Source organism: Dyella ginsengisoli (assembly GCF_044904665.1).
In the GTDB taxonomy this organism is placed as follows: Bacteria; Pseudomonadota; Gammaproteobacteria; order Xanthomonadales; family Rhodanobacteraceae; genus Dyella_A; species Dyella_A ginsengisoli.
Window position 1 is genome coordinate 43,809 of the sequence record NZ_JADIKM010000005.1, and the last position, 25,108, is coordinate 68,916.

The window sequence follows — 25,108 nt, forward strand, 5'->3', positions numbered from 1 at the left end:
GCTGCTAGGTGGGAACAACGGAAAGCCGGCGGCGCTAGGCCGGCGTTGGCGTGGGGATCAGGCGGCGACCAGTTGCCGGGCCAATGCGACCTCGACGGAATCACCGTCCTGGTTGAGCACATCCAGGCCCGATTCGGGTACGTCGCCCGAGGTGGACTGCGAGACCATGATCTTCTTGGCCATCAGCTCCAGGCAGGTCATCTGCGAGGAACCGGCGTAGCCGAGGTAGATCACGCGCACCGGCTGTTTCTGTCCGATGCGCCAGGAGCGGCGTGCCGCCTGCTGGAGCGAGTACACGTTGTAGCCCGACTGCATGAAAACGATCGTCGGGAAGTCCAACAGGTCCAAGCCCGTCTTGACCAGCTCGGGGTTGGTGATGAGCACGTCGATGCCACGGTCCAGTTGCTCGGCGATCCAGTCCTCGCGGCGGCTGGCGTCCACGCTTGCGCGCAGCACCGCCACCCGAAAACCTTCTTGTTCCAGCAGCACCTTCAAGCGCGATGTGGTGTCGCGCGTGCCGGTATAGACCGTGTACGCCAAGACCTTGCGGCCCTGCGCCTTCTCTTCCTTGCAGATGTCGATCAGCTCGCGCTCTTTCGGCGTCACCTCGAACTCGTTGAACTGAGCCGGGACGAACGCCAAGGTGTTGCGCGTGCGCGGATGCACCACGGTTTCCGACCGGAAGCAACAGTCCGGCCAGGCAAGCAGCACGTTGAGCACCACGCCCAGCAGCGTCGTATCGCGTCGCGCCAGAGCCTGTTTCAGCTCCGCGGTCAGCCGACCCGCCAGGTCGCGGTAGGCCGCGGCTTGCGCCGTGTCCATTGCGACTTCACGGAACTCCTCGTCATACGGCGGCAGGACGTTGCCACCGATGTCCTTGAGCTTGAGGAAAATCGTGAACGGCAGGATGCACCGCAAGACCCCTTTCGGCCCGAAGCCGGGAGCCTTGACCGTGCGCACCGATACCTTGGTGCCCTTGGCCGTCTTGTGCGCCGTGCCGGCGCTCTCGGAGTAGATGTCCTTCAGGACGCCGTGATCGCGCATGAACGCCATCGCGGCCGAAGTCATGCTCCCACTCGTGCTCGGGCGGTAGCCGTCTTCGATCATCCGTCCAGGCAGTGCCCGGAACAGCAGGTGGAACAGGTCGTCGCCGTAGCCGCCCATCAACGTGCCGGTCAGCAGCAAGGTCTTGCGAGCCTTCGCCGCCAGCACGCCCATGGCCTGGCCTTGGGCGCTGCCACCGTTCTTGTACTCGTGCGCCTCGTCGGCGATGAGCAGGTCGAACGTGCCCTGTGGCAGGTAGCGCTTGATGAACTCGGACGGCTGGTAGCCGCCTTCGCCGAAGCCGAACTCCATGTTGGCCATCGCTCTTTCCATGCGATGCGCCTGGCGGTCAGAGAAGACCAGTTCGCCGTTGCCATCCATCAAGTTGATGAACTCGTGGATGTTGTCGCCCAGCATCGACGCCAGGAACCCGTCGCCGAACTTCTGCATCAGCTTCTGCGCGGTGACTTCCCCGATCGTCGGGATGCGCTTCAAGGCTTTCAGCACGGCCGAGGACTGGTCGCTGCCGGACAGGCTGCGCGGGCGGATCAGCGTCCACAGGGGCGCGGCGCAATGGCTGCACTTCCTGCGGTATTCCTCGGCTTGGAGCGCGACCGGATTGACCGGCTCGCCATCGAGGTCGGTGATGACCGTGCCGCAGTCCGGGCACGCAGCCACGTGGCCGTGGCGGGTACGCCGCTGGGTGAAGACGGGCTTCCAGTGGAACCCCATCCGCATCCGCACGCGCCCCAGGATGAAGAACTCCTGGCCCGTGGGGTGTACACCCAACTGCTCGCGCAGCTTGATGAGTTTGACCAGCGTATCCGGTCCGTTGAGCACCCAGACCTTGGCACCTGCTACGGTTTCCTGGATCTCACGCCGCCACTTGTAAACAAGGTGCGGTGGCGAGAGAACTAGGGTGCGGCGGTAGCCTTCGGCGTTGAGCACCGCGGCCGTGGCGATGCCGACGGTCGTCTTGCCGCAGCCCATCTCGCCGTTGACGATCGCAGCGCGTTCGCCACGGTCGATCAGCAATTCGGCAGCGGCGTGGACAACTTCGGCCTGGGCCGGGAACAGCTTGCGCTTGAGGCCGGCGACGATGAGTTGCCGGCGCGTCTGTGGCTGGCCGTTATAGACCGGCGGGTTTGCGCTGTTGAGGGCGTCGAGCAGTTCGTCGCCGAATTCGCCGACGAAATCCTGAAGGCTCAGGGTCAGAGGGGAAGATTCCGCATCGAGCAGTTCGCCCTGTACGGGCGTGGCTTCAGCGGCGGTGGTTTCGAGATCGAGGGACATGGTGATGCTCCAAAGAAAAATGGGGCATGCACCACCCCCAGCGGGGCAATGGCATGCCCCGCAGTGGGAAGGAAATCGGCACTTGGCCGAGGTGGTCGAAGTTGCCGGCCGTGGCGGCCTGCTGGTGAATCGTGCTCAGTCTTCGGACGACAGCACGATGGCGGTGACGTTACGGCCTCCATCTGTGATGATGCGGATGGCGAGCCCTGGGTGGATCTCGTAGTGCGATTCCAGCGGCGCACCCGATTGAAGTGCAGTGGTATTGGCTTGCCATTGCTGAACGCTGACATCACCCCAGTCGCCACGAGCGTGCCGTCTGAAGTACGGAATCGGGTCCAGATAACCCGCTTGCATGAGGCGATTAACGCTTCTACTGAATATGAGAGCACCGATTGGGAACGCCAGCCTTTGGCTATAGGTTTCGATGCGATGTGATGCCATGGCTTCCTCCTTGATGAGTCATTGAGCCACGACACTCCTGACGGAGTGAAGTAGCTCCGTCAGATGGATGAAGTTGACGAGGCAGCTCCTTCAGAGCATGTCGCGTTCTTCGGGAAGCTGGATCACCGTGGTCTGGTGGTCCTCGCTGGTCTTGACGATCAACACCAGTTCGGGCGTGATCCTGAAGTGGGAGATCATCAGATCGTCCCCACGGATTGCGACGTCGTTGGCTTGGCGGGTGGCCTCGTCGGTCTCGCCCCAGTCACCGCGCACATGGCGCTGGACATAGGCCAAGGGATCGATCAGGCCTTTGCGGGCCAGCCAATGCACCTTCTCGCTCAACTGCAACGTACCTGGTGCGAACAACGGTTGTTTCTGCGGCGCGGGCCGCTTGAACAGGCTTGAGAACATGGGTGTTTCTCCTTCGATGTGGTACAGCAGGACGGCAGGGCGTCCGGTGGATTAACGGATGGTCAGGACCTCGCCCCGTGTAGCGGAGTCGGGTGTCATGTCCCACGCGCGGATGACAGGCACGAACTTGTCGGTGAGGATGCGGGTCTCGGCGACGGAACCGTCTTCGCGTTCGGTGAATTCGCGTTGAAGCGTCTTGTCCTTGTGGGTGTCACCTTTGACGACGAGTACGCGCCCGGTCTTGGAGCGCACAACCCCCGAGATCGCGCCTGCGGCCAGGGCCAGGGCGAGATGCCAGTGGGACAAGGCACGCGCCGGTGGACGCAGCGACTGCTGCGCGGCCCCCAGGTGCGTGTCCTGCGATGGCCAGAGACCTTGCAGCCGGCCGACTTCATCGGCGAACTGCTCCGGCTCCATCGTCACGCGGAAGAAGTGCTCCGGTTCGGCCGGACTGGCGGGGACGATGTACGGCAGGAACGGCCATTCGCTCGGCAGTTCCTCGGCTTCGACTTCGCCAAGCCCAACCTGCAGCAGCAGATTGCGCACGGCCTTGAGACCATCGGGTGCCAGCTCGCGCTGACGCACCCTGCGGCCGAAGATCACCACCTGCTTGAACTGCGTCTCCACCGCTCGGTAGATCCGCAGGTCCGTGTAGTGGCGTGTCAGCCAGCCGACCAGCTCCGCATCGAGCACGTAGCCGGGGACGATGAAGACCAGCACGCCGCCATACTGCAGCAGCGACAGGCTGCGCTGGTAGAACAGTTTCTCGAAGCGGGGACGGCCCTGGCCTTGATAGCCGATGTTGCCGTTGACGTCCTTGGACAGATCGCCATACGGCGGGTTGAGCCAGAGCAGCCCGAAGGACTGCTTGGAGATCATTGTGTCCATCAGGTCCGCGTGCAGGCAGTGATCGACCAGGCCGCGGGCATGGCGCGCCCGTTCCGCGTCGAACTCGACGGCGAACGCCTTGGCCTGCTCGCGCCCGAGGGCATGAGCGGCTTCGGCGATCGCCACGCCTTCGCCGGCGCAGGGATCGAGGATGCACATCGGGCCATCGCTGGGCATCAGTGCGTTGAGGGCTCTTTCGAGCGTGGGTTCGTCGGTCGGGTAATACCCGTTCTTGGCGAAATTGCGGGCGAGCCGCGGGAACATGAGGGCCATGGAAGTCTCCTGGTTGGCGGGGATGAAGTGCGAGAGCACGCCTTGGCGTGCTCTCGCGGGTGGGTCAAGCCGCTACCGCTTCCGGCGTCCAAATCTTGGCCGGATAGGGATAGGCGGTGAGCACGTCACTGTGGATCAGGGAGCCCAGCGCCAGGGTCAGCGCCGGCACGTCGATGGCGAGCCGATGGCCTTCCAGCGGCCCGAGGGCGAACGGAAGACGGGCCAGCATCTCGCGGGTCTGTAGCAGCTCCAGCACGGTTTCGCGCCAGTGGTCGAGCAGCGGCAGTGGGCAGGTGTCCCGTACCAGCATCCACAGGCGGTCAAGCCGGTGGGCGCTGCCCTTGGGCAGCAATGCCAGTGCGCTGGCGTTGGCCTTGTCGGGCTTGACGCAGCGGCGGTCGAACAGCCACACGTTGGACAGCGAACCGAACAGCGTTCGCCGGTAGGCGCGGGTCATGCGCTTTTCCAGGCGATCGACGTTGCTGACGAACACCGGGACGCTGCCGCCCTGGTCGGTGATGACGTGGAACTGGTCCAGGCCCTGTTCGTCGCGCCCGAGGGTCAGACGAGCGAGGAACTGCTGGACGGCGGTGTCGCGCGCCCAGATCGACAGGAAGATCAGATTGCCCTGGTCATCGCCGACGCAAGCGTCGGCCATCACGTCGGAGCATTCGTCGATGCGATACAGCGTGGTGGAAGAAGTGTGTGCGGGCATGGTGGTGTCCTCGGATCAACGGGAACAGCACCGCCCGCTGGGGCAAGTACTGCCCCAGGGGGTGGAAGAAAGCCGCTCAGTCCGGCTCGAACTGCCGGGTGTGCGGGTTGAAGTGCAGCGCCTCATCTACCGAAGTGATTGGCGTGAAGCCCTCCAGGTAGATGTTGTTGAGGTACTGGTCGCGGTAGGTCAGTGCCTGCCGTGCCTGTTCCTCAGTGAGGCCGTTACTGATGAAGTACTCCAGCATTTCCTCGTCGGACGAAACTTCGTCGTTGGACAGACTCCCTTCAACGAGCTTCAACAGCGAGGGCGGAAGCGCAGCCAGGATCGGGTCCATGTCGGTTCCTCCTGGCTCAGGCCATCAGCGCTGCGGTGGGTGCCGCAGGTGCCGTGGGTGTGCGCCGCCGCGCGTGGTAGGCGCGAACGCCTGCGCGCCAGTCGGCGGACTGCTCCGGTGCGAGATCCAGATAGGACAGCGGGCACTAGTAGTACGGGTGCATGGACTCGTCCAGCGGCTTGTAGCCCCACTGGCCGCCGTTGCGTTCGAGCAGATCGCAACGGATGTAGCGCAGGGATTGACCCGGCTCCAGATGACGATGCACGCCTTCGACTTTGGCCGTCACTTCCGCGACGGACCACAGGACGTTGCCGCGCAGAGCGTGGGCGATGACCTTGACGCTGGCGCGCTCGGTCTCTTGCGGTGCGATCAGTTCCGCGATCAGTTCAGACCGCGATTGGGGGGAGAAATACCAGCCCATGAAAGGCCTCCTGAAGAATCGAGCCGGAGGCCTCCCCGTGGGGGAGAGCCCCCAGCGGGTGATGGAGTGCCGCGCGTGCGGCGATGGAGTCCGGTGCGGACTAGGAACCGCAACCGGCTGGGCAGTAGCCCAGTTCGATGCCATGGGAGCAGTAGCCGTTTGCAGCGTTCCACTCCTGCGTTTCCTGCCGTTCGGCAGGCGTTGCGTAGTCCCATTCCTGGGTCGCGATTTCCAGGGCCTGAGCCCGCTGGTTTTCCGGCAACCGACTGGCTTGCGCGTCGATCTCCGAACTGAAAAGCGTGACCCAGTGATCCCAGGACAGGCCGCAACCACGCTGGGCGTGCTCGGCGGCCGTCTTGCAGACAGCGCGCCACGCGGGTTCGTCCAGCGTGGAATGAGGTGCATCGCAAGCGATGGTGGACATGATGGAGACCTCCAGAAGAAAGCCGGAGCCTCCCCCGCATGGGGAAGGAACCCCGGCGGGTGGATGAAGAACACCGCGGATGCGGCGTCTGCGATCACGCAGGTTGCAGTTCGGCCTGGCGGCTCCACTCCTGCGTCTTGAAGTCCAGCGCGTAGCCCAGTTCACCCAGGCGGGCGATCTGCGCGCGCAGGGTGCGACGGTCGATGGTCGAATCCAGTTTCACGGACTCACCCAGCGGCCAGAGCAGCCCGAACAGTGCGGCGTCGCCATCTTCGGTGCTGCCGGGGGCAGCCGCCGCAGCGGGCGTCGGCGCATCCACGCCGAAAGGCGTGGTATCGACCATCGGGTCCGCGGACGCCTGCACGGATGCGGGCTTGGCGGGTCTGGATGCCTTGGTGGACTTGGCCGGCGTTGCCGCAGGCTGCGCCCCCAGTTCTTCATCGAGCGGATCGATGTCCTGGGTGGAAAAGCTGCGAATATCGTCGCGGCTCAGTTTGTCAACGCCGAAGAGCGTCATGCCATCCAGGTTGCAACGAATCTCGAACTTGATGCCGCCCCGCATGGGGATCGGGTTCGGAAAGATGTAGCGGATCACGAACTCCCCGTCGTACTTGCCTTCGGGGTATTGCTCCAGCTCCGCGTCCTTCACCGCGAAGTTTCCGATAGGAGTGACGAGGTAGCCGACGCAGAACGGACCATTGCGGCCGTGGATTGTGCGAATCGAAAGCTGGCCTGATACGACGATGGGCAGTGCCGATCTTGTGGATGCCGATGTGGCTGCCATGATGGTTCTCCTTGGGGAATAGGAAAAAGGCAAGGCCCCGTGAGGGGCCATGCCGGATCAGAACGAAGCAGCCAATGCCGGCTCCTGCTCCTCGACTTCACCTGCGGGCTCGCGCTCGGCGGGCTCGACAGGCTGGTCGGCAGCGGTTTCGGCGGCAACCTCGGCTTCGGGCGCGGGTGCGTCCTCGGCTTGCGGCGCCTCGGCTTGCGTCTGGCTCGTCGGATAGACCTGGGTGCCGTCGATCTTGATGAGACCGATGTGGACCAGCGTCGATTCCAGGCTCGCTCCCGGTTCCCCGGCGCGCTCGCCCTTGGTGCGGATGTACGGATCGATCTTCATGTCGTTCAGACGGAAGGCGATCAGCACCTTGCGGTCCCCTTCGATGGCCTGCACGCACCGGCGAACCAGGTGCTCGGCTTCAGGGGTGGCGACGATGGTGTCGAAGTACCGATATTCCGGTTCACCGACAGGTCCGGCCAGCGCCGCGACGCAGCACGACAGGAACGGATCGCCATCCTTGGGGGAGACGTCCTTCGGACGGCTGAGGTAGCCGATGCCGCGGGTGATCAGCTCGTGCTGCTTGATCGAAGCCAGTTCGGCCCGGTCAAGCGGCTCGGCCTTCAGCAGTCGCGCCTTCAGAGACGCGGCGGCCTGGCCTTTGTGCTCACCCTTGTCGCGGATGTACGCATCGCCCCAGAGGTCGCCGAGGCGAAAGCGCACCAGCGGCCGCTGCTTGGGATCGTCAACGCCGATGTAGCGCTCGACCAGTTTCTTGGCCTCGGCACCCGAGACCTTGACGTCGAAGTAGCGGTAGCTGGGGTCCTTGGCGGAACCGACCAGCGCGGCGATGGTGCATGCCAGGAAGGGCTGCGCACGGCGGCCGCCCCGGACGGGAACCTCGCGAGCACGCTGGATGTAGCCGATGCCCGAGGTGTGGAGGTCGAAATACGATTTCTCGTTGGACGTGGTGCTCATGGTGAATCTCCATAGGGATGAAGCGGAGACACACCGGCCCCACGCATGCGGGGAAAGGTGCGTAACCCCGCGGTGGGTTGATAAGGCGAAAGCATCCGCCACCAGGACTGGTGGCCGCTCGCGGATGGATGCGGTGCGAGCTGGCTCGGTCACGCAGTGGGAACTGCGCGGCAACCTCGAAGACCGATGGTTGCCTGGCATGTCGCTGACAACGTCAGCAGGCATGGGGTCAGCATGGCCGGGCCTCGCGCGCGCGGCAGCAATCAATCGGCATCCGGGCGTTTCCTTTTTTCCGGGTTGCCTGGTTCCGCCCAAAAGAAAGCCCCCAAACTGGGGGCTTCAAGGGGGACGGGGACATTTCTGGGCTACGCCCATTCCACCGCCGCCAGTGACAGATACGTCGAGGTGACGGTCAGCTCCAGATCGTCCGAGCTTTGCAGAATGCGGGTGAAAACGCGGTCCGTCGGGTCGAAGAACTCGCCGAAGTCGTCGCCACCCAGCTCGGCGCGCGCCAGTTCCCACCAGTCATCGAACGGGTCGGTATCCGGGTTGCAGCCGACGGCATAGGCCAGCAGCTTCACGCGGCCATCGGGGCGGCGCTCCCCGTGCTCGGCGAGGAAGTACACGCCTTGGTCCTTGGCGAGGACAATGCGGCATTGGTTGGCAATGGCCTCGGTCAGCACGGGGCGCATGTCGGAGCCTTTGAATCGCAGTGACATGGTTGATCTCCTGAAGAAAAAGGCCTTCCACCCGAATGGATGGAAGGCCTGTGGGACAAGTCGCCGGTGGGCTGCGGATTCAGCCGTAGTGCCGCAGGGCTTCCTGCCACGGAACGAAGCGCGCATCGCCACCAGTCGAGAACGGAAGGCGCAAGCGCCCGGTCTCTTCCGTCGAGAAGCGCGTCGCCTGGTCGAACGGAACCCAGCCGAACTCGTTGGACCAGAAGCCGGCACCATCGTTGCTGATGGCTGACTCGTTGGGCGAATGCACCACCCAGCAGTTGCTTGTCTCGCACGTCATGCCGCAACCGCCTGGCGTCGCCGGGTGGCCTTGGCGTCGATCACGCTCACGTCGATCAGGCGCCAGCGCCCGTCATCGATGAGCCGCTCCAGCACTTCGCCGAGCATGTCGAAATAGACCTCGTCATGCCGATCGACCAGTGCGCCGTCCCGATGCAGTTCCACCACGTAGGTGTCGCCGCCGCGGTCGTAGAGGATCGTCACTTGGCCCTCGAACTTCGCGGTCGAGACCGTGAAGCTGATCGCCGGAGGCGTCTCGATGATCTTGGACGGCTTGGGATCGACCCAGGTGAAGTCGCGGGCGCCCGCGTCGACCAGCATGTGGGTGATGCGCCGGAACCCGTCGGGCGCCGGCATTTCCTCCAACTGCTGGATGAGCTGGCCCAGTTCCATGCACTGCGGCTCGGGGATGGGAAGCTTGGCCGGCGCGGAGCCGAGGATGTGCGTCTTGATGGTGTAGGGTCTGCCATCTGACGTGTACTCGGTGCGCTCTTCCGGCGTGTCCGCGCGCAGGCCGTCGAAACGGCGCCGTGCGTAGGGCTGGACATGCACCTTGGCACCCTCGCTGGGAACGGTGGTGACCAGGTTGGGATCGAGCACCGCGAACTCGCTGGGCTTGAGCTTGACGACGATGGCGTCGTCGTTGGCCGCGACCACCTTGCCGTCGAAGGGCTGGGGATCGATGGCGAAGCCCAGCGTCGAGGACTGCGGCTGATCATCGAACACGCGGTACTTGAACGACCGCACGTTGCGGGGCACATGGCCTGCGACAAGCGAAGGCATCATGGATTTGATGAGGGAACGGTCCATGGGAATCTCCTTGAGGAAGAACAAGGGATTCCCCGCCCGCAAGGGAGAGGTCCCTTGTGGGTGGATGGACGCGGAGCGTCCGTAGGAAGAAACGACCAGCACGGTTTCCCGCGCTTGCAGCCTCGAAGGTCTCGGCTGCCTGGGCATGTGTCGGCAACGCCGACGAACATGGCGCAAGGATGGCCCTGGGCCGGGCTACTCGCCTGCATGAAATGGCATTTCGCCGCACCCGGTTTCCTGTGCTGCGGGCAAGAAAAAGCCCCTCGAAAGGGGCTGGTCGGGTCAGGCTTCGTACACGAAGTAGTGCTCGCGCTGACGCGGGAAGAAGACATGCTTCCACGTGTCGCCGTTGGTGTTGCCACCGTCGAAGACGACCATTTCGTAGTCGTCAATGTCGGTATCTACCAAGTCGGCGCTGGCGATATGGCGCATGTGCAGCGTGCCACGCATGCGCTCGAATACCAGGATCTGGCCGATGGCGTCGTCCTGGCTCATGGCATTGACGCAGGCTCCGAGTTGGTGCTCGAAGTCGGGTACGCGCGAGGTGAGTTCAGGGAACATGAGGGTGCTCCTATGAAAATGGACCAGCCCGGCTCCTGGCGAGGAGTCGGGCCGGCTTGGGGGAGACAAAGAGGAAGGCCGGTGCGTGGCGAGGCTGCTAGGACTCGACTAGCGGCAGGCCCAGCAGCACGGGAGCGTCGGCGTCGAGGATCAGGATGCGAACATCGGCCTGGCCAGCCAGTTCAAGGATGTTCGCCAAGTCGTCCGGCATGCCCTTGTTCCGGTGCTCTTGTCGAAGCTGCTCTGCGCTGATGCCCACGGCGTGCTCCAGGTTATGGTCCGTCCAGGGCGTGGAGATCAGCTTGACGCCGATCGCCGGGCTGTACGGAACCCGGAACGCGATGAACAGAAAGGCCTCCGGCGTGGCGAGGTCAGCCAGGTTGGCGAGGTACTGGCCGGTTTCCTGGCTGATGTGTGCGGTGCTGATTTCCCAGCAACGGCTGTAATAGCCGGTCTCGAAACTCAGGCGCTGCACGGCTTCCCGCGCGGCCTCTGCCGAATAGGTGTCACCGACGTGAACCGGGCGACCGTCGAAGTCCTCGCCATGGATGGCATAGACCACGGCACCGATCACGCCCTCGCCGCCGACGCCTTCACCGGCATCGCACTCGGCCAGCGCTTCGGCACCCAGGGGTTCGGGGCTGTTGCTGACCACCGCGACATCGCTGCTGACGATGCAGGAGGATGAAACCAGTTCCTCGTCGGAGAAGTGCTGTTGGCTCGGGTGGATGTTTCGCCAGACATGCGGGCTTCCGTCCTCGTAGCTGATGGACAGCGTGCGGACGATTTTCAGATTCCAGTAGCCGCGGAGAAAGGGATTAGGTTTCTGGGACATGGGAACTCTCCAGATTGAATAATGGAGCCAATTCCCGCCACCGGAAATTGGACCCGGTGGGTTGAAAATGGAAAATGCGTCAGGCGGCGCTGATCGTTGGCATCTGGGCCAGTCGGTCGGCGACGCGACGGCGCACATTCAGGCGGAACTGCTCGTCGTTGATGCCTGCGAGCAGGTTGGCGGCCTCCAGCGCGATCAACGCCGAGGCCTCTTCGATGTCGGCGGCCAGGATGGTCTTGCGTAGTTGGTCGCCGAGTTGGAGCGCTTGCGAGGACGTTCTGAAGACCTGCACCTCGCGGCTCAGGTAGCAGCCGTTGCCGCCGAACTCGAACAGCCTCGGCTTGCTGCAGTACCAACAACCCTCGAACTGGATAGCGGTCAGGCGATGGCCGTCATCGAAGCAGGAGGCGATCAGAAGCAAGGCATCCAGGTCGGCGCTGTCCTCGAACTGGTGGTGTTCGATCAGGTTCTCCAGCTCCGCGTCCTGCTCGGCACCGAAGTGAGAGGCCAGTCGTTCGAGCAGAGACGGAATCGACAACTCTTCGTCGTCGGGCATGGGGATGCCGAGTTGTACGGCCAGGTCTTCAAGACCGTCCAGCACATCCGTCCATTGCGGATCATTGTTCTCGGCGATTTGGGCGATATAGGCCGCCCCATTGCCGGGGTAGGTTTCGTCCAGCGCGAACGCGCTGAACAGCGCCTTGATGACGGGGGTAACACGCTCCAGAACGAGAACGCCCGTGCCTTCGTAGTAGTTGTTCGCCATGGTGGCTCCTTTCGAGAAAGCGGAGCCAGCCCATGCGGACGATGGCATCCGCAGGGTGATGAAGAAGAAATTGAGGGACATGGCCTTGTGGGCGCATGTCCCTCTCGGGGGGGGAACGAAAAGCAGTGGTGCGCCGGGGACCGGCTCACCAGCCGTTGTAGTTCACCAGCAGGTCAGCGATGACCTTGCGGCGTTGCAGATCGAGACCGTCGAAGTCCGACAGTCCGTTGAAGTGGCAGCGCTTGAGCATGGCACCGCCCTCGCGCGCGTTGTAGAAGCTGACCATGGCGGACAGGAACATGCGTTCCCCGCTGCTCAGGACGCCTAGGGCGTCGTTGAGCTGCAGCATGTTGGGACGCAGATCCCACTTGCTCTTGGCCTGGTTCAGACCTTCGCGGGTGCCGTCGCCGAACCATTCGGGGCCAGCGATCTCGACACCGCGCTTCCAGGCCTCGAAAAAAGCTTGGGGCGCGGCCGCGAAATGCTGTTCTTCCCGCATGATCTGATCGACGACTTCCCGTGGTAGAAGCTGGTTCATGACGTGATTCCTCCAGTTGGATCAGGGAATGGCGAGCTGGGACCAGCCGCCTCTTTCGAGGGCACGCTGGGCCGCGGCATAGCTGCGGAAGTACTCGCGGGATTCCCGCGAAACCGGGCCTTCGGTGTCGCGCGTGCCGATGTAGTGGCCGGCGGCGCTTTGCAGGACTTCAAGCGGCAGGAACTTGCCGCAGTAGGTCAGGGCCAGTTGGCCGAAAGAGGCTTGCTGGGACATGGACGGGCTCCTTGGAAAAGCGGGGCCTCGTCCCTCACGGGATGGCAGCTCCCGCACGCGGTTGATAAAAAGCATCGACGTCACGGGGACGCGCGTCCGCAGACCTGATGCGATGCGGACTGGTGGGCAACGCGGGAGAGACCCGCGGCAGCCTGGAACCCTGGCTGCTGGCATGTGCTGACGAATCAGCGAACATGCGGGCAGCTTCGTGTGCGGGCCGCTCTGCGTCAGTTGGAAAACGGTATCCGGCCCAGCCCCGATTGATGGGCACCGAAAAAAAAGAAACCCCGCATCGAGTGCGGGGCTGTCAGGAGAGTGCGTCGGTGCTGTGTCAGTCGGGCTTGTCGCCCAGGACATGCTGCTTCCACAGCTCGAATGCCTGCTCGGGTGCAAGCTCGGCGAGGATGACGATGGGCTGGGCCTGCCGAGCGCGCAGCGAAGCGAAGTACGCCTTGCGGTCGGCGATGGCCTTGAGCTTGATGCCCTTGATGAACAGCAATTTGCCGTCCTTGATGAACAGCACCTTGTTGCCGATGTCGCGGTTGAACGCGGCTCGCATCTTGCGTTCCGCGTGCATGGCGTCAGCCAGTTCATCGACCAGGAAGTCGAGCGTCATGTCGATGTAGTGAGGGTCTTCGCCCTCCTGGCCGAGGTCGAGCGGCGCAGGCGGCAGGCCCTTGGCGAAGGCTTCGGCCTGCGCCAGCAGCGGTGCCTTGCCGTTGAGCGCGTGGAGGAAAGTCGAGCCGCCGTGGCCGTCGTTGCGGGCCTCGGCGATGGGAGTGCCGTCGAACACGACGGTGGCGCTGAAGCACATCGTTTCTTCGCTGGCGAAGTCGGCCACTTTGAGGTTCTTCAGCGTGATGCGGTCTTGCTTGGTGATGTTGTCCATGGGAAGTCCTGAAATCGACCGGGTGGCGACATGCCCCCGACGGGACGTGGCGGCCATCCCGTGGGTTGGAGAAAAGAGGCATCGATGCCCCGGTGGGCAGCGTTCGCCGGTGAGATGCCGAGGCGAACTGGTGGGTGGCGCGGGTGGAACCCGCGGCAGCCTTGACACCCTGGCTGCGGGCTGCTGCCGAACCATCGGCAATGCAGGAGGGAGAATGGCGCGGCCCGCAGGCTGCGTCGCCGATCAATCCGAAGCGGTTGAGCCCGTCTTGTGCAGGTACTGCACCAGGCGCTGGCCCAGCCATGCCATGCACGGGACAGCCATGGAGTTGCCGATCGCCTTGTAGCGTGGAGCGTCGGCGGCGGGCTTGCCGCGGTACGGGATCAGCGTGTAGTCGTCGGGCATACCTTGCAGCCGCTCGCACTCCACGGGCATCAACCGCCGCACACGCCAGTGCGACCAGTCGCCGGGGCCAGGGTCGTTCCAGTCGTAGCGGAAATGCGCCTCGAAGTCGGGAGCCAGGACATAGGGCTTGTCCGCACCGCCGCCGCTGGTGCGCAGTGCGCCCGCTACGGTGCCGCCCAGCTCGGCGGCAAGACCCTGCTCGCGGCCGCGCAGAGACACGCAGGCCACCATAGGCACGCCGTAGCCCGGCTTGCCGTTGGACAGCACGGTGCAAGCGACCTGGCCATGGCCCGACTCGAAGCGCACTTCACCGCGGTTGTTCTGCGCGAACGCGATGGCGGGCACGACCCCGGCGTTCGCATGGCTGTTGCGATGGCCGCCAGCGCGCAGCGTCGGCGTCAGGTCGAGCGTGGCATCCGCGCCGCTGCCCTGGGCGGTGAAGGCGATGATCGGAACGCCCTTGCCGGTGCCGTCCTCGCTGCTGCCCTTGCCGTTGTTGGCGGTGTCGAGGGTGTGGGCGATGCTGCCGGCGACCGACTGCACCATGAACGTCTCGGTGCGGATGTCGTGCTTGGGGCCAGCGGCCATCAGGCATGCCGCCACATCGACAGGGCCAATGCCGCCGCTGAATCCGAACGTCGTCGTGATCTTGCCGTAGGGCTGCTTCAGTCCTGCGAATCCTGCAAGTCCTGCGCATGCGCCTGCTGCTTCAGCACCCGGTCCAGCATCGTGGGCAGCTTCTTGCCACGGCGCGCGGCCCGCACAAGAATCCCCGAGCAGGCCTGCGCGCTCAAAAAGTACTTCTGCGGGATCGAGGTCATTTCCACCACTTGCCACAAGAAACACGCGCTTGCGGCGTTGGGCGACACCGAAATATTGAGCGTCGAGCACGCGCCAGGCGATGCGGCGGCGGGGTCCAGACACACAACCAGCGTGCGCCCACCGACCCCCTGGCGGCTGGAGCGCACGGCTTTCTCCGGCCAGTGCAGCGAGGAATTGACCGAAGGCATTGCAGCGGTCATTGAGCACGCCGGGGACGTTTTCCCAGACGAGTGTGGCCGCGGGGCGGCGGTCTTGGTGGCGGATTTGGTCGATGGCATTGGCAAGCTCCACATAGGCAAGGGAAAGGGCTCCGCGCGGGTCATCCAGCCCGCGACGGCTACCTGCAACGCTGAACGACTGGCACGGCGTGCCGCCGACCAGGATGTCGGGCGCCGGCACGGTGCCGGCGCGCACCTGGCGGGCGATCGCGGTCATGTCGCCCAGGTTGGGCACGCGGGGGTAACGGTGGGCGAGCACGGCGCTCGGGAACGGCTCGATCTCGGCGAACCACGCGGCTTCGAGGCCGATGGGCTGCCAGGCGAGGCTCACGGCCTCGATGCCGCTGCACACGCTGCCGTACAGCAGTGGCGCGGCCTGGGGCGCACCGCGTGGGGTGCGAGGTTGCGGGTTCATGGCGGGTCTCCTGTTCGTGTGGCCCTGGACCGTGTGGCCTGGCCGGACGTTGATTGGCAGGAGAAAGGCGCCGAAGGCCTTGCGGCCTTCGGCTCGGGAGGACGGAACCACCCGTGGGCTGTTGCAGGCCGGTCGTCGCTAGAACCGTCTGCTGTCAGCAATCGCACCCGGCGCATATCGTGGTTGGCGCCGGCATCTTCTGGCGCACATCCGCGCACAAAAGGAGCCCAGTTTTTCGCCGTTGGGCACGGCATCGAATACCGCTGACCACGAAGGGTCTCCGGGTGGCTCGCAGCCTGGCAAGCCATCGGGGGACCCTTCGCAGAGGCGGAAAAATGCAGATCAGCAGAACACGCCGGGAAACCCCGGACACGGTTCGCGGAGAAGCTACCTTCAGGCCCCGCGGCCGGGGGCGGCCGAGCGGGACGCGCACACGGACAAGAGAAGGCGTTGCGCGCTGGGCGTCCCGCAGGGCGTGCGGGACATGGGCCACGCCGCCGATGGCGGGCACGGCTCTCGGGGAGCGGGGTCGGTCAGGAGCCCTTGCGGCCGCTACTGCGCGGGCGCGAGGCACCGCGCTTGGACGTGCCGGAATCGACCGGCAGCGTGCCTTTGCAGTCGGGGTAGCGACTGCACGACCAGAAGGGGCCGGTCTTGCCGGTGCGCTGGCGCGTCGGTGCGCCGCACTGCGGGCAAGCGGGACCCTGGGGAACCTTGATGGACAGCGAGGTGCTGCCGTACTGCACGATCAGTTGCGAAATCCATGCGGCCTGCTTGCCGATGAACACATCCAGGGTGAGCTGTCCGGCCTCGATCATGTCGAGCGCCTGCTCCCACACGGCGGTGGTTCCGGGGTCGGCAATCGCCGCGGGCACAGCGTCGATCAGCGTGAATGCCGCATCCGATGCGCGAATGGAGCGTCCTTTCTTCACGAGATAGCCCCGCGTCAGCAGGCCGGTGATGATGTTGGCGCGCGTGGCTTCGGTGCCAATGCCCGTCGTGTCCTTCAACTTCTGCTTCAGGCGCGGGTCGGTCACGAAGCGCGCCACGCCTTTCATCGACTTGACCAGTTCGCCCTGCGTGTAGGGCTTCGGAGGCAGCGTCTTGAGCGCCTTGACTTCGGCCTCGGCCACTTGGCATGCCAGGCCCTCGCGCAGCGCGGGGAGTACCTGGCTGCGCGCGGTGGTTTCCCCGTCCTCGTCCGCTTGCGGCTCGGCCAGCACCAGGTGCCAACCCTGGGCGGCCACCTGCTTTCCGGTGGCCACCAGCTTCTGCTGGCCGCAGGACAGCTCGGCGATCGTGCGGTCGAACTCGTGGTGAGGGAGGAACTGCGCCAGGTAATGCGCGCGGATCAGCCAGTACACCGCCAGTTCCTTCTCGCTCATAGCCGAGAGGTTCGCGGGTTCCAAGGTGGGAATGATGCCGTGGTGCGCCGTCACTTTGCCGTCGTTCCAGGCGCGCGAGCGCTGGGAGCGGTCGAGCTGGCCCATGATCGGGCGCAGCGAGGGGTCGGTCTTGAGCAGGCTGTCCAGAACAGTCGGCACCTCGGCGAACATGCTTTCGGGCAGGTAGCCCGAATCGGAACGCGGGTACGTGGTGGCTTTATGGGTCTCATACAGGGCCTGGGCGATCTCCAGCGTCTCCTGCACATCCAGCCCAAGCTGCTTGGAACAAACCTCCTGAAGCGTTCCCAGGTCGAACAGCAGCGGTGGCCCTTCGCGCACGCGCTCGGTCTCGACTGACACGACCTGGGCGCTGCTCGCAGCGCGGATCTGCTGCGCGGCCTGCTGGGCGATAGGCTGCTGCAGGCAGCGGCCGGCATCGTCGGTGCAGCCATCGGGCGGAACCCACTGCGCGCTGAAAGCCTGTCCACCTGCGGACAGGGACACGTCGATGGCCCAGAACGGCACCGACTTGAAGGCCGCGATCTCGCGGTCGCGGTCCACGACGAGCTTCAAGGTCGGCGTCTGGACGCGACCGACGGACAGCACGCCGTCGTAGCCGGCCTGACGCCCGAGCACCGTGAACAACCGGCTGAGGTTCATGCCCACGAGCCAGTCGGCGCGTGAGCGCGCAAGCGCCGAGTAGTACATCGGCAGCGTGTCGGATGAGGGCCGCAACTTGCCGAGCGCGGTGCGGATCGACGCATCGTTGAGCGCCGACAACCATAGCCGCTCGATGGGGCCGCGGTAGCCGCACAGGTCGATGATCTCGCGGGCGATCAGCTCGCCCTCACGGTCGGCATCGGTGGCGATGACCAGATGGGTCGCCTTCGCCAGAAGCGCCTTGACGACCTTGAATTGCGTGGCGGTCTTCGGTTTGACCTCGACCCGCCACTGCTGCGGAACAATGGGCAACTGCTCCAGCGACCAGCGCTTGAGCGCCGCGTCATAGACCTCGGGAGCTGCCGCTTCTACGAGATGGCCGATGCACCAGGTAACGGTGACGCCAGAGCCGCTGAGACAGCCTTCACCGCGCTGCGTCGCGCCGAGAATCCGGCCAATGTCTTTGCCCTGGGAGGGCTTCTCGCACAAGAACAGCCGCATGTCCGTCCATCCGATTTCCGTGGTTCATTGAGTTGCTGGAATCGAGGATGCCGAGCACCACCAGGGGCAGCAGCAAACAAGCCGCATGCGGTGGCGACCACTTTCACGGGATGGAATGGCGGGGACGGGAGTGGCGTGCGGCCTGGGGTGTGCGGTTCGGGAGCCGCGGTTTTCGGGAGCGCGTGGAAGCCGGTGGACGTTGATGGAGCTATCCCCTGGGGATAGCTCGCGAGGGCGTGGGACGACGGACGACTGCCGCCGCCCCATGCTGCATCACTTCCTGCGCTTCGGCTCCTTCGGCGCGGCCGGTTCCTGGGCGGCTTGGGGATTCGGCTGCGTGTCCTGCGTGGTCTCCTGCTGCCTGGGGCTGAGGGTCACGGACTCGATGCGGAACGGCAGGATGCCGACGCTGCGCGCGTTGATCTGCCAAGTCTCGCGCGGCTGATCCTCGTTGTCCGTCCAGGGTTCGCGCTCCATGCGGCCGACGACCAGCACGCGCATGCCTTTCTGGTACAGGTCCTTCCAGTGCGCGGCATCGCGGTGCCAGATTTCCACCGGCGCCCAGAAGCCGCCGCGATCCTCGAAGTCGCCGCCCTTGGTGGGGACGGGGTTGTCGAAATACACGTTCAGCCGCAGCAGGCGCCGCGGTTCGTCGTTGCCGTTGGGGAACTCCCGGTACTCGGGGGGCGAACCGATGTTGCCCTCGCCAGAAAAATGCGTGCTCATGTTGCAATCTCCGTGGTGGTTGAAATACCCGCACCTGGTCGGCGACGGGCGCGTGCTGGGGTGCCCGGCGCGATCACCGATCGCGCAGTGCGGGTGGGGTGGACTTGAGCCGGCGCAGGTAGGCGTCTTCCGCCTCGGCGGCCTTGCTGGCGCACTCCTGGGCCTGCCTGCCCAAGGTGTGCAACAGGCTGATCTGCATGTTCAGCGTGATGCGTTGAAGCTCGATCGCGTGCAGGTCGGCCAGCAGGTTGACCGGCGTGCTGATGCTCGCCATCAGCTCCTGCCACAGGGCCACGCCCATGGCCGAGCGGTCGTGCCTGCGCCAGCGAAGGAACGTCGTTCCCGCGCCAGTTGCCTGCTGGGCCAGCTCCACGGGCAGCAGATGGAAGGGATGCCCGGCTGCCTGTTGCAGCACCTGTCGCTGCGCCAAGCCAATCAATTCGTCGCGCATGGCGAAGCACTGGCTGGCCCAGGCCTCCAAGTCCCCTTTACCTTTAAAGGGTTTTAAAAGGCCTTTTTGAGAGCCTGCGTGTTCCAGCCTCATGAAGGCGGTCTGTTGCAGGGGACGGAAGTAGCGGGTTTCGCGATTCGGGTCGCTCATGCCTGCTCGTCCTCGCCGGCTGTCGCTTCGGAGGCCTCGGTGGCGGCGGCTTCGTCACTGGCGGATGGTGCTGCGGCAGGACCGTCACCGCGCTGCTGCAGGCCACGGCGCACGATGGGCGGCGCGAACTTCGAGCGGCGCGTGCCTTCCAGCACGTCCTGCGGCAACTCGCCGAATTTCTCCAGCGCCGCCCGGGCTGCGGCGTTCTTCGCGGCGAAGTCGTCGCGGGTGCAGCCCGAGTAGCGGTACTGCTGGGCCAGCGAGAACAGGCTGCGCAGTGCATGGGCGCCTTCGTTGAGCCAGCGTTCGAGCGTCGAGCGATCGATCAGCGCAGTGTGGTGCGCGAGGATCAGCTTGCGGGCGATGTCGTCGTAGTCGGCGAGCAGATAAACGGCGGCAAAGCCGAGCTGCGCATTGACGAACAGCGGCAGCTTGACGGGCTGTACGTTGAGGTTCTCGCCCAGGGTGAGTGCCGGCGGCACGCTCGCGAGAGCCTGGTCCACCTGCTCGCGCAGCGATTGCAGCGTGGCCTTGGTCTGGTCGAGCTTGTCCTCGATGCGCAGCATCCAGAAGTCGCTGTACGGGTCGTCCTGCTCCGAGCCGCGCCGCATCTTGTTCATCTGGGCGATGTAGCCGTTCAGGCCGACGATGCCCGGTCGTCCCTCGGCGGCGGCGCGGCCGTGCCAGATGCGCGAGGCGTGGTGCGTGTGCAGCGTCAGCGACATCGCGCTGCGCAAGGAGCCGAGATTCAGTTGCAGGGGTTCGTTGGTGGTTGCCATGGTGTCCGCTCGTTGTTGGAAAAGAGCGGCCAGCTTCGGCAGGAAGCGGAAGGCAGTCAGTCAACAAACCGAAACCCGCCCGTCCCCGGTTCAGGGCGCGGCAGGTGCATGCGGCGCGAGCTATCCCCAGGGGATAGCTCCATGGAACGCCAAGGAACGCTGCAAACCCGGATCAGTGCGGACAAGGACGATCCCGCGGCAGGCGATCGGGGCTTGGCGTGCAGCGGTTCGACGTCGTAGCTGTCAGTGGAACTATCCCCTGGGGATAGTTCCACTGACAGCCACCGGCATCCACTTCACCGCCTTGCACGCCTGATTACTTGCTGGCGAGCAGATTGCGCAGTCGCTCGATGTGCAGCTTGGCGACTTCTGGCGGCACAGGCTTGCCCTGCGGCTGGGATGGTGGCGGTGCTGGTGGTGGCCGCTCATTGGGTGGAGCAGGTGCCGACGGCGCGTCTTTCTTGGCCCAGGCGTTGAACTCACCATGGATGGCCCGCTGGATGATGCCGAACAGATACCCCGCAGGATTGCGGATGCCGTGGCTGCTGCATCGCGTGGCCCATTCGTCCAGCACGGCCTGCCTCAGCGAGGCATCGACCTGCTGCAATGCCACCCTGGCGCCTGTCTGCTGCTCTGCCTTCAGTTCCGCGAAGCGCTTGGGCCATTGCAGATCGCCCAGCGCGCGCGCTTGCGCGGTAGTACGTACTTCATCAATACGACTACTACGTACTGTACGGGCCTGCTTCGGATTCCGAAGAGAGGCGTCTGGCGCGGGTTTCGGCCCTGCTTCGGATTCCGAAGTGGGGTCATCGGGATTCCGAAGAAGGCTCGTCGGCCCTTCTTCGGAATCGTGAGTGGCATCCTCATGTGGATAACTTTCGGTCGCCGTGATGCCTTGGCTGGCGAGGCGTTCGGCCAGGACCTGCAGCCGTGACGGCAGCGTGCGGCCGGACAGCAGCGGGTCTTCCGCGATTTCCTTGAGCGTGTTCAGGCCGACCATCTGGACGGCCTTGGCCGAGTGGCCGAGGGAATGGCTGACCAGCGCCAGGTAATCGGCGTCGAGCTGCATCGCTTCAAAGGGCGTCAGCGGCTCGTCGTGCAGGACATAGAGGTTGCCGAGGATGCGGCCGGTCTTGGGATCGCGGCGGCGCCGCACCAGGCTCAACCATCGGGTGAGGCGCAGCAGCGTCAGCGCTCGCGCCACGGTTTCGTGCGAGGCTTGCCCGGCGCACGGCATCGACGCCAGCCAGGGCCGAAGCTGTTCATACGTCGGGAACGCCGTCACGCCATCGTCGTTGAGCATCAGCCGGAAGACCTGCCAGGCGTTGCGCTCCAGCGGCGTCAGGCGACGGTCGAGGAACAGCCGTCGCGGTACGGTCTCGTGCCGGTTGCCGCTGAACAGGAAGGCATCGCCAGACGCCGGGCCCGTGGGCATCGCGACAGGCGTGGGTGTGGGCGGGGGCGCATCGGCGTTGGGCTTGGGCACAAGGTCTTTCAGCGCAGCGTCGAACAGGTCTGCGAGTGCGATGGGGCCACGACGTGGTGCGGTGTCGTCCACGGCCATGGTCAACCCAATCCCTGATCGACCCAGCTCTTGATCGAGGCCCAGACCACCGACAGAGGCAGCGACATGCCTTCGGCCAAGTCCATGGCGGCATCGAGGATGGAGGTCTCGTCTTCGAGATCGACGTTCCTGCTGCTGGTCACGGCCTTCCATTGCCGCCACAGCTCCGTGTCCTGCTTCTCGTCCAGCACGGGATGGCGACCCTTGCGCTTGGGCAGGCCGAGGATTTCGCGGCGAAGCGCCACTTCCTGGTGGGTCAGGCCGTAGAAGCGGCTGACCATTTCGGTGCTCGCGCCGAGGCGCAGCATGCGATCGACCGTGGCGATCTCCTTCTCCACGTCCTGCGCCTGCCTGAGCAGACGCAGGAGCACTTCGCGGTTGACCGTCACCGAGCACCACGAGACGTTGGCATTGGCCAGCACGCTGATCAGCGCGGGATGCTTGAGGGCGTCCAGCTCTTCCTCGCCAAACCCCATCAGCTTGCAGCGGCGCAGTTGCCCATTGCGCAGGTCATAGAGGGCCTGGGCGATGACGGCCTGGTTGAGTGGGTGTGGTGCGGACATGCTGGCCTCCCTCGCTTACGTTCCAGCGTCCGCAGCGCCGGCGTCCAGGTCGAGCAGACGGCGGGCCAGCCGCAGCAGCCGGAACAACTTGACCAGTGCGGTGTCGCTCAGTCGCCGGGTTGCGTCGCCTTGTCCGTGCAGCAGCGCCGACAGGTCGATGACGAATTGCCCGTTGTCCAGGCGGACGTCGGCGGGCTGCTGACCGGACAGGCATGCCAGCAGCGCCAGAACGGCACGACCCAGCGGCCCCGGGTCCTGGGCGTAGGCACGGCAGGCGAAACCGATGCCGTCTGGACGGTCATCGATGCACTCGTCCAGGCGGGCCTCGTCCGCGATCTCGCGGGCGAACTGCGCGACGTGGATGCGCAGGCGCTCGGGCGTGTCCAGGCTCGCGTCGATGTACCAGACATCAGAGATCGGATAGAGCCCGCCGGCCTGTACGGGGATGGACTGCAAGACGTTCGCCGAGAAGTCAGGCGGCAGCGCATCGCCCAACTGGTCGGCGACCATGCGCTGGATGGACTGAAGCCGTTCGGTCGTTGGCGCCGGTGAGACGATGTGCTTCTGAAGCAGGTGGTCGTCCGCTGTCGGACTGGCCGTGCCCGCCTCGTTGGCATCTGCGTCGCTCTCGCGCGTTGAGGTGGGAGACGCAGGGCTTGCAGGCTGCGCTGTCGGTGCTGGCCCTGTGGTGGGCGGCGAGGCGTTGGCAGGTGGGCGCGCGATAACCCCAGGCTCCGGCAAGGCGGGCGGCGTCGAGGATGGCGTCGGATCGCTGACCAGAGCGCGCTGGCGGCTCTCGGATTCGGTCATGTCCAGCGCGAGCACGTCGTAATCGACGCCCAGCAGCTCGGCCATCTGACCGATCAGCTCGTCCTGTACGCGCTGCGCGGAGAACTCGTCGGCCTGCACATCAAACTGCGACAAGACTTCCTGGAAGAACTCGTCGAAGTCCTGAACCAGCGTGCGGCCCTTGGCGTAGCGCTCCCACGCGAACATGCAGGCCTTGCGCATGACCGACAGGCGTTCGACCTGGTGGCGGCCGAGGCCGCCATAGAGCACGGCGGGGATCGCCGGCAGGAGGTAGCGCACCGCGTCGTTCATGCGGCTGATGTGCGACTGCTGGACCGGGAAGCCATCGGCGGCCAGGCGGCGGGCTAGTTCGGACTGGCTCAGGGCGGCGCCGCTTTCCTGCTCGTAGAACTCGCGCGCCTTCTCGACGCCGAGGGCGCGCTCGATGAAGGTGAGGCCGCCGCGCAGTTCGTTCTCGGCCAGGTGGCCGGTCAGCATGACGACTTCGCCGCGGCTGGGCCACGGCCGGAACAGGCACGATATGCGGAAAAACTGCTCGTCCTTGGTCTCCGACCACAGTTCGCGCAGGATCGCCAGCCGCGTGTTGCCGCCGTTGCGGATGATGTAGTGGTCCTCGCCAGGCCGTCGGGTGATGGCCGGTGCCGCATCCAAGCCGCGCTCGCGGATGGATGCCTTGATTTCCTCATAGGCCGGATTGCGCTTCTTGCGCGGGTCATGGTCGTAGGGGCGTAACTGGTCCAGGGTCACGACCATGGGTGTGTCGGCGATCGGATCGCTCAAGGCCGACGCGGCCGGGCCGCTGCGCTCGAACCCGGCCGCGAGCAGCTTGCCGGCCATCTGCTGGGAGGTGATCTCAGCCATGGCTGCCTCCCTGCGCCTGGGATCGGGCCTCGCGCTCGGCGCGGCGGATCTGCGCACGGGCGTTGAGGGCGGCCCGGTGGTCGCTGGCCGTCGAACTGGTGTAGATCGCGGCACAGCCTGTCTTGGTGAATTTGAGGTGGCCGCCCGGCGTGCGTTTGACGTGCCAGCCTTCACCGACAGCGAACTCGATCAGGGCGCGCAGCCGCTTGTGGCCTCGGGCCAGTTCATGTGCATTCGCCATGGGGCCTCCTGCCATCAAGAGGGACTGGCGAACGGCCGGACACCGCGGCAAATCGGTGTTGCCACTGCGGGAACAGCTCGCCAGCGAGGCCGCGCATGGTTTCGAGCGCGGCGGGGGCGACTCTGCCCGGTGGCTGGCGGTATTCGACCCGATGGACTGGCAGGCCGCGCGTCGCGGCGCGCGGATAGGCTTCGATGGCCGGCACGTCGGTGGTCAGCACGCGGATGCCGGCGTGGTCCTGGAACAGGTCGCGCAAGGCCTGCTGGATCAGCCGGGCGTTCGCCGACACGGGGTGGACGCGGTTGATAAGCAGGTGCAGCGGTGGCGGCTCGATGCCGAGGTGCCGGTACGGCGCGATGTCTTCGAGCAACTGCATGGTGCCGCGCCGCAGCTCGCGCGCCGCGAGGATTTCCGGGGTCACGGGCGACAGCGCAACGTCGGAGGCGAGCACCGCCATCTCCAGCAGCACCGAGCGCGCGCCCTGGGTGTCGATCAGCACCAGGTCATAGAGGGGAGCCAGGACCGGCAGCAGGTGCCGTAGCCGCAGGCGCCCATCCGGCGCGTGCAGCAGCAAGGTGTTCAACTCGCCCCGGTGGTCGTTGGACAGCACCAGGTCCAAGCCCGAAATGATTGTGCGGGACACGAGCTGGCCGAGGTCGCGCTCGTTGAAGGCCAGCAATTCATAGATACCGCCGGGCGCGCGGTGGGCCAGCTCGTAGTACGAGGACAAGGTGGGCTGCACGTCGAGATCGAGCAGCAGCACGCGCAGCCCCGCGTCGGCGACGAGCCCGCCCAGGTTCGCGGCCGTGGTGGTCTTGCCGACGCCACCTTTCGTTGAAATGATGGATACAACCTGCATGGCGTTCTCCGTGTGAGGATGGAAGGTCCGCGGGAGAACG

General features: G+C 65.2%; 29 protein-coding genes. All 29 read right to left on the bottom strand.

The genetic code is table 11. The features are described 5' to 3' along the window. Positions 1-57: 57 nt before the first annotated feature. On the bottom strand, positions 58-2,337 hold the full coding sequence (locus ISP17_RS16030; protein ID WP_011347573.1) for a helicase-related protein: 2,280 nt from the start codon (positions 2,335-2,337) through the stop codon (positions 58-60). A 135-nt stretch (positions 2,338-2,472) separates the two neighbouring features. Continuing rightward, on the bottom strand, positions 2,473-2,778 hold the full coding sequence (locus ISP17_RS16035; protein WP_011347574.1) for a hypothetical protein: 306 nt from the start codon (positions 2,776-2,778) through the stop codon (positions 2,473-2,475). A gap of 90 nt (positions 2,779-2,868) precedes the next feature. Next, the gene (locus ISP17_RS16040) at positions 2,869-3,189 is read right to left on the bottom strand and encodes a hypothetical protein (RefSeq protein ID WP_011347575.1); all 321 of its coding nucleotides are present in this window, start codon (positions 3,187-3,189) and stop codon (positions 2,869-2,871) included. Positions 3,190-3,240: 51 nt separating this feature from the next. Further along, positions 3,241-4,374: a DUF6094 domain-containing protein gene (locus ISP17_RS16045; RefSeq protein WP_275041783.1), complete on the bottom strand. Its 1,134-nt coding sequence runs from the start codon at positions 4,372-4,374 to the stop codon at positions 3,241-3,243. 40 nt (positions 4,375-4,414) lie between these two features. After that, complete coding sequence (locus ISP17_RS16050) at positions 4,415-5,065, bottom strand: hypothetical protein (protein ID WP_011347577.1); 651 nt, start codon at positions 5,063-5,065, stop codon at positions 4,415-4,417. Between the two features lie 76 nt (positions 5,066-5,141). Further along, on the bottom strand, positions 5,142-5,402 hold the full coding sequence (locus tag ISP17_RS16055) for a hypothetical protein (protein ID WP_011347578.1): 261 nt from the start codon (positions 5,400-5,402) through the stop codon (positions 5,142-5,144). 145 nt (positions 5,403-5,547) lie between these two features. Next, positions 5,548-5,823, bottom strand: a complete 276-nt coding sequence (locus ISP17_RS16060; protein WP_449757877.1) for a hypothetical protein — start codon at positions 5,821-5,823, stop codon at positions 5,548-5,550. A gap of 100 nt (positions 5,824-5,923) precedes the next feature. Then, on the bottom strand, positions 5,924-6,247 hold the full coding sequence (locus ISP17_RS16065) for a hypothetical protein (protein ID WP_011347580.1): 324 nt from the start codon (positions 6,245-6,247) through the stop codon (positions 5,924-5,926). Between the two features lie 94 nt (positions 6,248-6,341). Next, entirely contained in the window at positions 6,342-7,031 is a 690-nt protein-coding gene (locus tag ISP17_RS16070) for a DUF3275 family protein (protein ID WP_011347581.1), read from the bottom strand. A 57-nt stretch (positions 7,032-7,088) separates the two neighbouring features. Continuing rightward, positions 7,089-8,006 (bottom strand): DUF3577 domain-containing protein, encoded by a 918-nt coding sequence (locus ISP17_RS16075; protein WP_041855054.1) that lies wholly within the window; start codon positions 8,004-8,006, stop codon positions 7,089-7,091. A gap of 365 nt (positions 8,007-8,371) precedes the next feature. Further along, complete coding sequence (locus tag ISP17_RS16080) at positions 8,372-8,725, bottom strand: DUF3085 domain-containing protein (RefSeq protein WP_011804748.1); 354 nt, start codon at positions 8,723-8,725, stop codon at positions 8,372-8,374. A gap of 79 nt (positions 8,726-8,804) precedes the next feature. Next, a complete protein-coding gene (locus ISP17_RS16085) occupies positions 8,805-9,026 on the bottom strand; it encodes a hypothetical protein (RefSeq protein ID WP_011347584.1) in 222 nt (73 codons plus the stop codon). After that, positions 9,023-9,835 carry a hypothetical protein gene (locus ISP17_RS16090; protein ID WP_011347585.1) on the bottom strand — a complete coding sequence of 271 codons (813 nt, stop codon included), beginning with the start codon at positions 9,833-9,835 and terminating at the stop codon, positions 9,023-9,025. The genes ISP17_RS16085 and ISP17_RS16090 overlap by 4 nt, the downstream gene beginning before the upstream one ends. A 282-nt stretch (positions 9,836-10,117) precedes the next feature. Continuing rightward, positions 10,118-10,396, bottom strand: a complete 279-nt coding sequence (locus ISP17_RS16095) for a hypothetical protein (protein ID WP_011347586.1) — start codon at positions 10,394-10,396, stop codon at positions 10,118-10,120. A 97-nt stretch (positions 10,397-10,493) separates the two neighbouring features. Beyond that, the gene (locus tag ISP17_RS16100) at positions 10,494-11,231 is read right to left on the bottom strand and encodes a DUF5983 family protein (RefSeq protein WP_011347587.1); all 738 of its coding nucleotides are present in this window, start codon (positions 11,229-11,231) and stop codon (positions 10,494-10,496) included. Positions 11,232-11,310: 79 nt separating this feature from the next. Further along, on the bottom strand, positions 11,311-11,997 hold the full coding sequence (locus tag ISP17_RS16105) for a hypothetical protein (protein WP_011347588.1): 687 nt from the start codon (positions 11,995-11,997) through the stop codon (positions 11,311-11,313). A 145-nt stretch (positions 11,998-12,142) separates the two neighbouring features. Then, positions 12,143-12,535: a hypothetical protein gene (locus ISP17_RS16110; RefSeq protein WP_003290188.1), complete on the bottom strand. Its 393-nt coding sequence runs from the start codon at positions 12,533-12,535 to the stop codon at positions 12,143-12,145. Between the two features lie 21 nt (positions 12,536-12,556). Then, positions 12,557-12,769, bottom strand: a complete 213-nt coding sequence (locus tag ISP17_RS16115; protein ID WP_003290186.1) for a hypothetical protein — start codon at positions 12,767-12,769, stop codon at positions 12,557-12,559. 331 nt (positions 12,770-13,100) lie between these two features. Beyond that, positions 13,101-13,658, bottom strand: coding sequence for a hypothetical protein (locus tag ISP17_RS16120; RefSeq protein WP_041855055.1), 558 nt, complete (start codon positions 13,656-13,658; stop codon positions 13,101-13,103). A gap of 243 nt (positions 13,659-13,901) precedes the next feature. Further along, positions 13,902-15,518 carry a DNA cytosine methyltransferase gene (locus ISP17_RS16125; protein ID WP_011347591.1) on the bottom strand — a complete coding sequence of 539 codons (1,617 nt, stop codon included), beginning with the start codon at positions 15,516-15,518 and terminating at the stop codon, positions 13,902-13,904. Between the two features lie 533 nt (positions 15,519-16,051). Continuing rightward, complete coding sequence (locus ISP17_RS16130; RefSeq protein WP_011347592.1) at positions 16,052-18,064, bottom strand: DNA topoisomerase III; 2,013 nt, start codon at positions 18,062-18,064, stop codon at positions 16,052-16,054. Positions 18,065-18,337: 273 nt separating this feature from the next. Then, positions 18,338-18,790, bottom strand: a complete 453-nt coding sequence (locus ISP17_RS16135; RefSeq protein ID WP_010894248.1) for a single-stranded DNA-binding protein — start codon at positions 18,788-18,790, stop codon at positions 18,338-18,340. A gap of 73 nt (positions 18,791-18,863) precedes the next feature. Beyond that, positions 18,864-19,391 (bottom strand): DUF3158 family protein, encoded by a 528-nt coding sequence (locus tag ISP17_RS16140; RefSeq protein WP_011347593.1) that lies wholly within the window; start codon positions 19,389-19,391, stop codon positions 18,864-18,866. Then, complete coding sequence (locus ISP17_RS16145; protein ID WP_011347594.1) at positions 19,388-20,170, bottom strand: PFL_4669 family integrating conjugative element protein; 783 nt, start codon at positions 20,168-20,170, stop codon at positions 19,388-19,390. Before ISP17_RS16145 ends, ISP17_RS16140 begins: the two co-directional genes overlap by 4 nt. A gap of 316 nt (positions 20,171-20,486) precedes the next feature. Further along, on the bottom strand, positions 20,487-21,734 hold the full coding sequence (locus ISP17_RS16150; RefSeq protein WP_011347595.1) for an STY4528 family pathogenicity island replication protein: 1,248 nt from the start codon (positions 21,732-21,734) through the stop codon (positions 20,487-20,489). A gap of 2 nt (positions 21,735-21,736) precedes the next feature. Continuing rightward, positions 21,737-22,297 (bottom strand): DUF2857 domain-containing protein, encoded by a 561-nt coding sequence (locus ISP17_RS16155; protein WP_011347596.1) that lies wholly within the window; start codon positions 22,295-22,297, stop codon positions 21,737-21,739. Between the two features lie 15 nt (positions 22,298-22,312). Then, on the bottom strand, positions 22,313-23,968 hold the full coding sequence (locus ISP17_RS16160; protein ID WP_011347597.1) for a ParB family protein: 1,656 nt from the start codon (positions 23,966-23,968) through the stop codon (positions 22,313-22,315). Continuing rightward, positions 23,961-24,209, bottom strand: coding sequence for a hypothetical protein (locus ISP17_RS16165; RefSeq protein WP_011347598.1), 249 nt, complete (start codon positions 24,207-24,209; stop codon positions 23,961-23,963). The genes ISP17_RS16160 and ISP17_RS16165 overlap by 8 nt, the downstream gene beginning before the upstream one ends. Further along, positions 24,193-25,068, bottom strand: coding sequence for a ParA family protein (locus ISP17_RS16170; RefSeq protein WP_011347599.1), 876 nt, complete (start codon positions 25,066-25,068; stop codon positions 24,193-24,195). Before ISP17_RS16170 ends, ISP17_RS16165 begins: the two co-directional genes overlap by 17 nt. Positions 25,069-25,108: the final 40 nt, after the last annotated feature.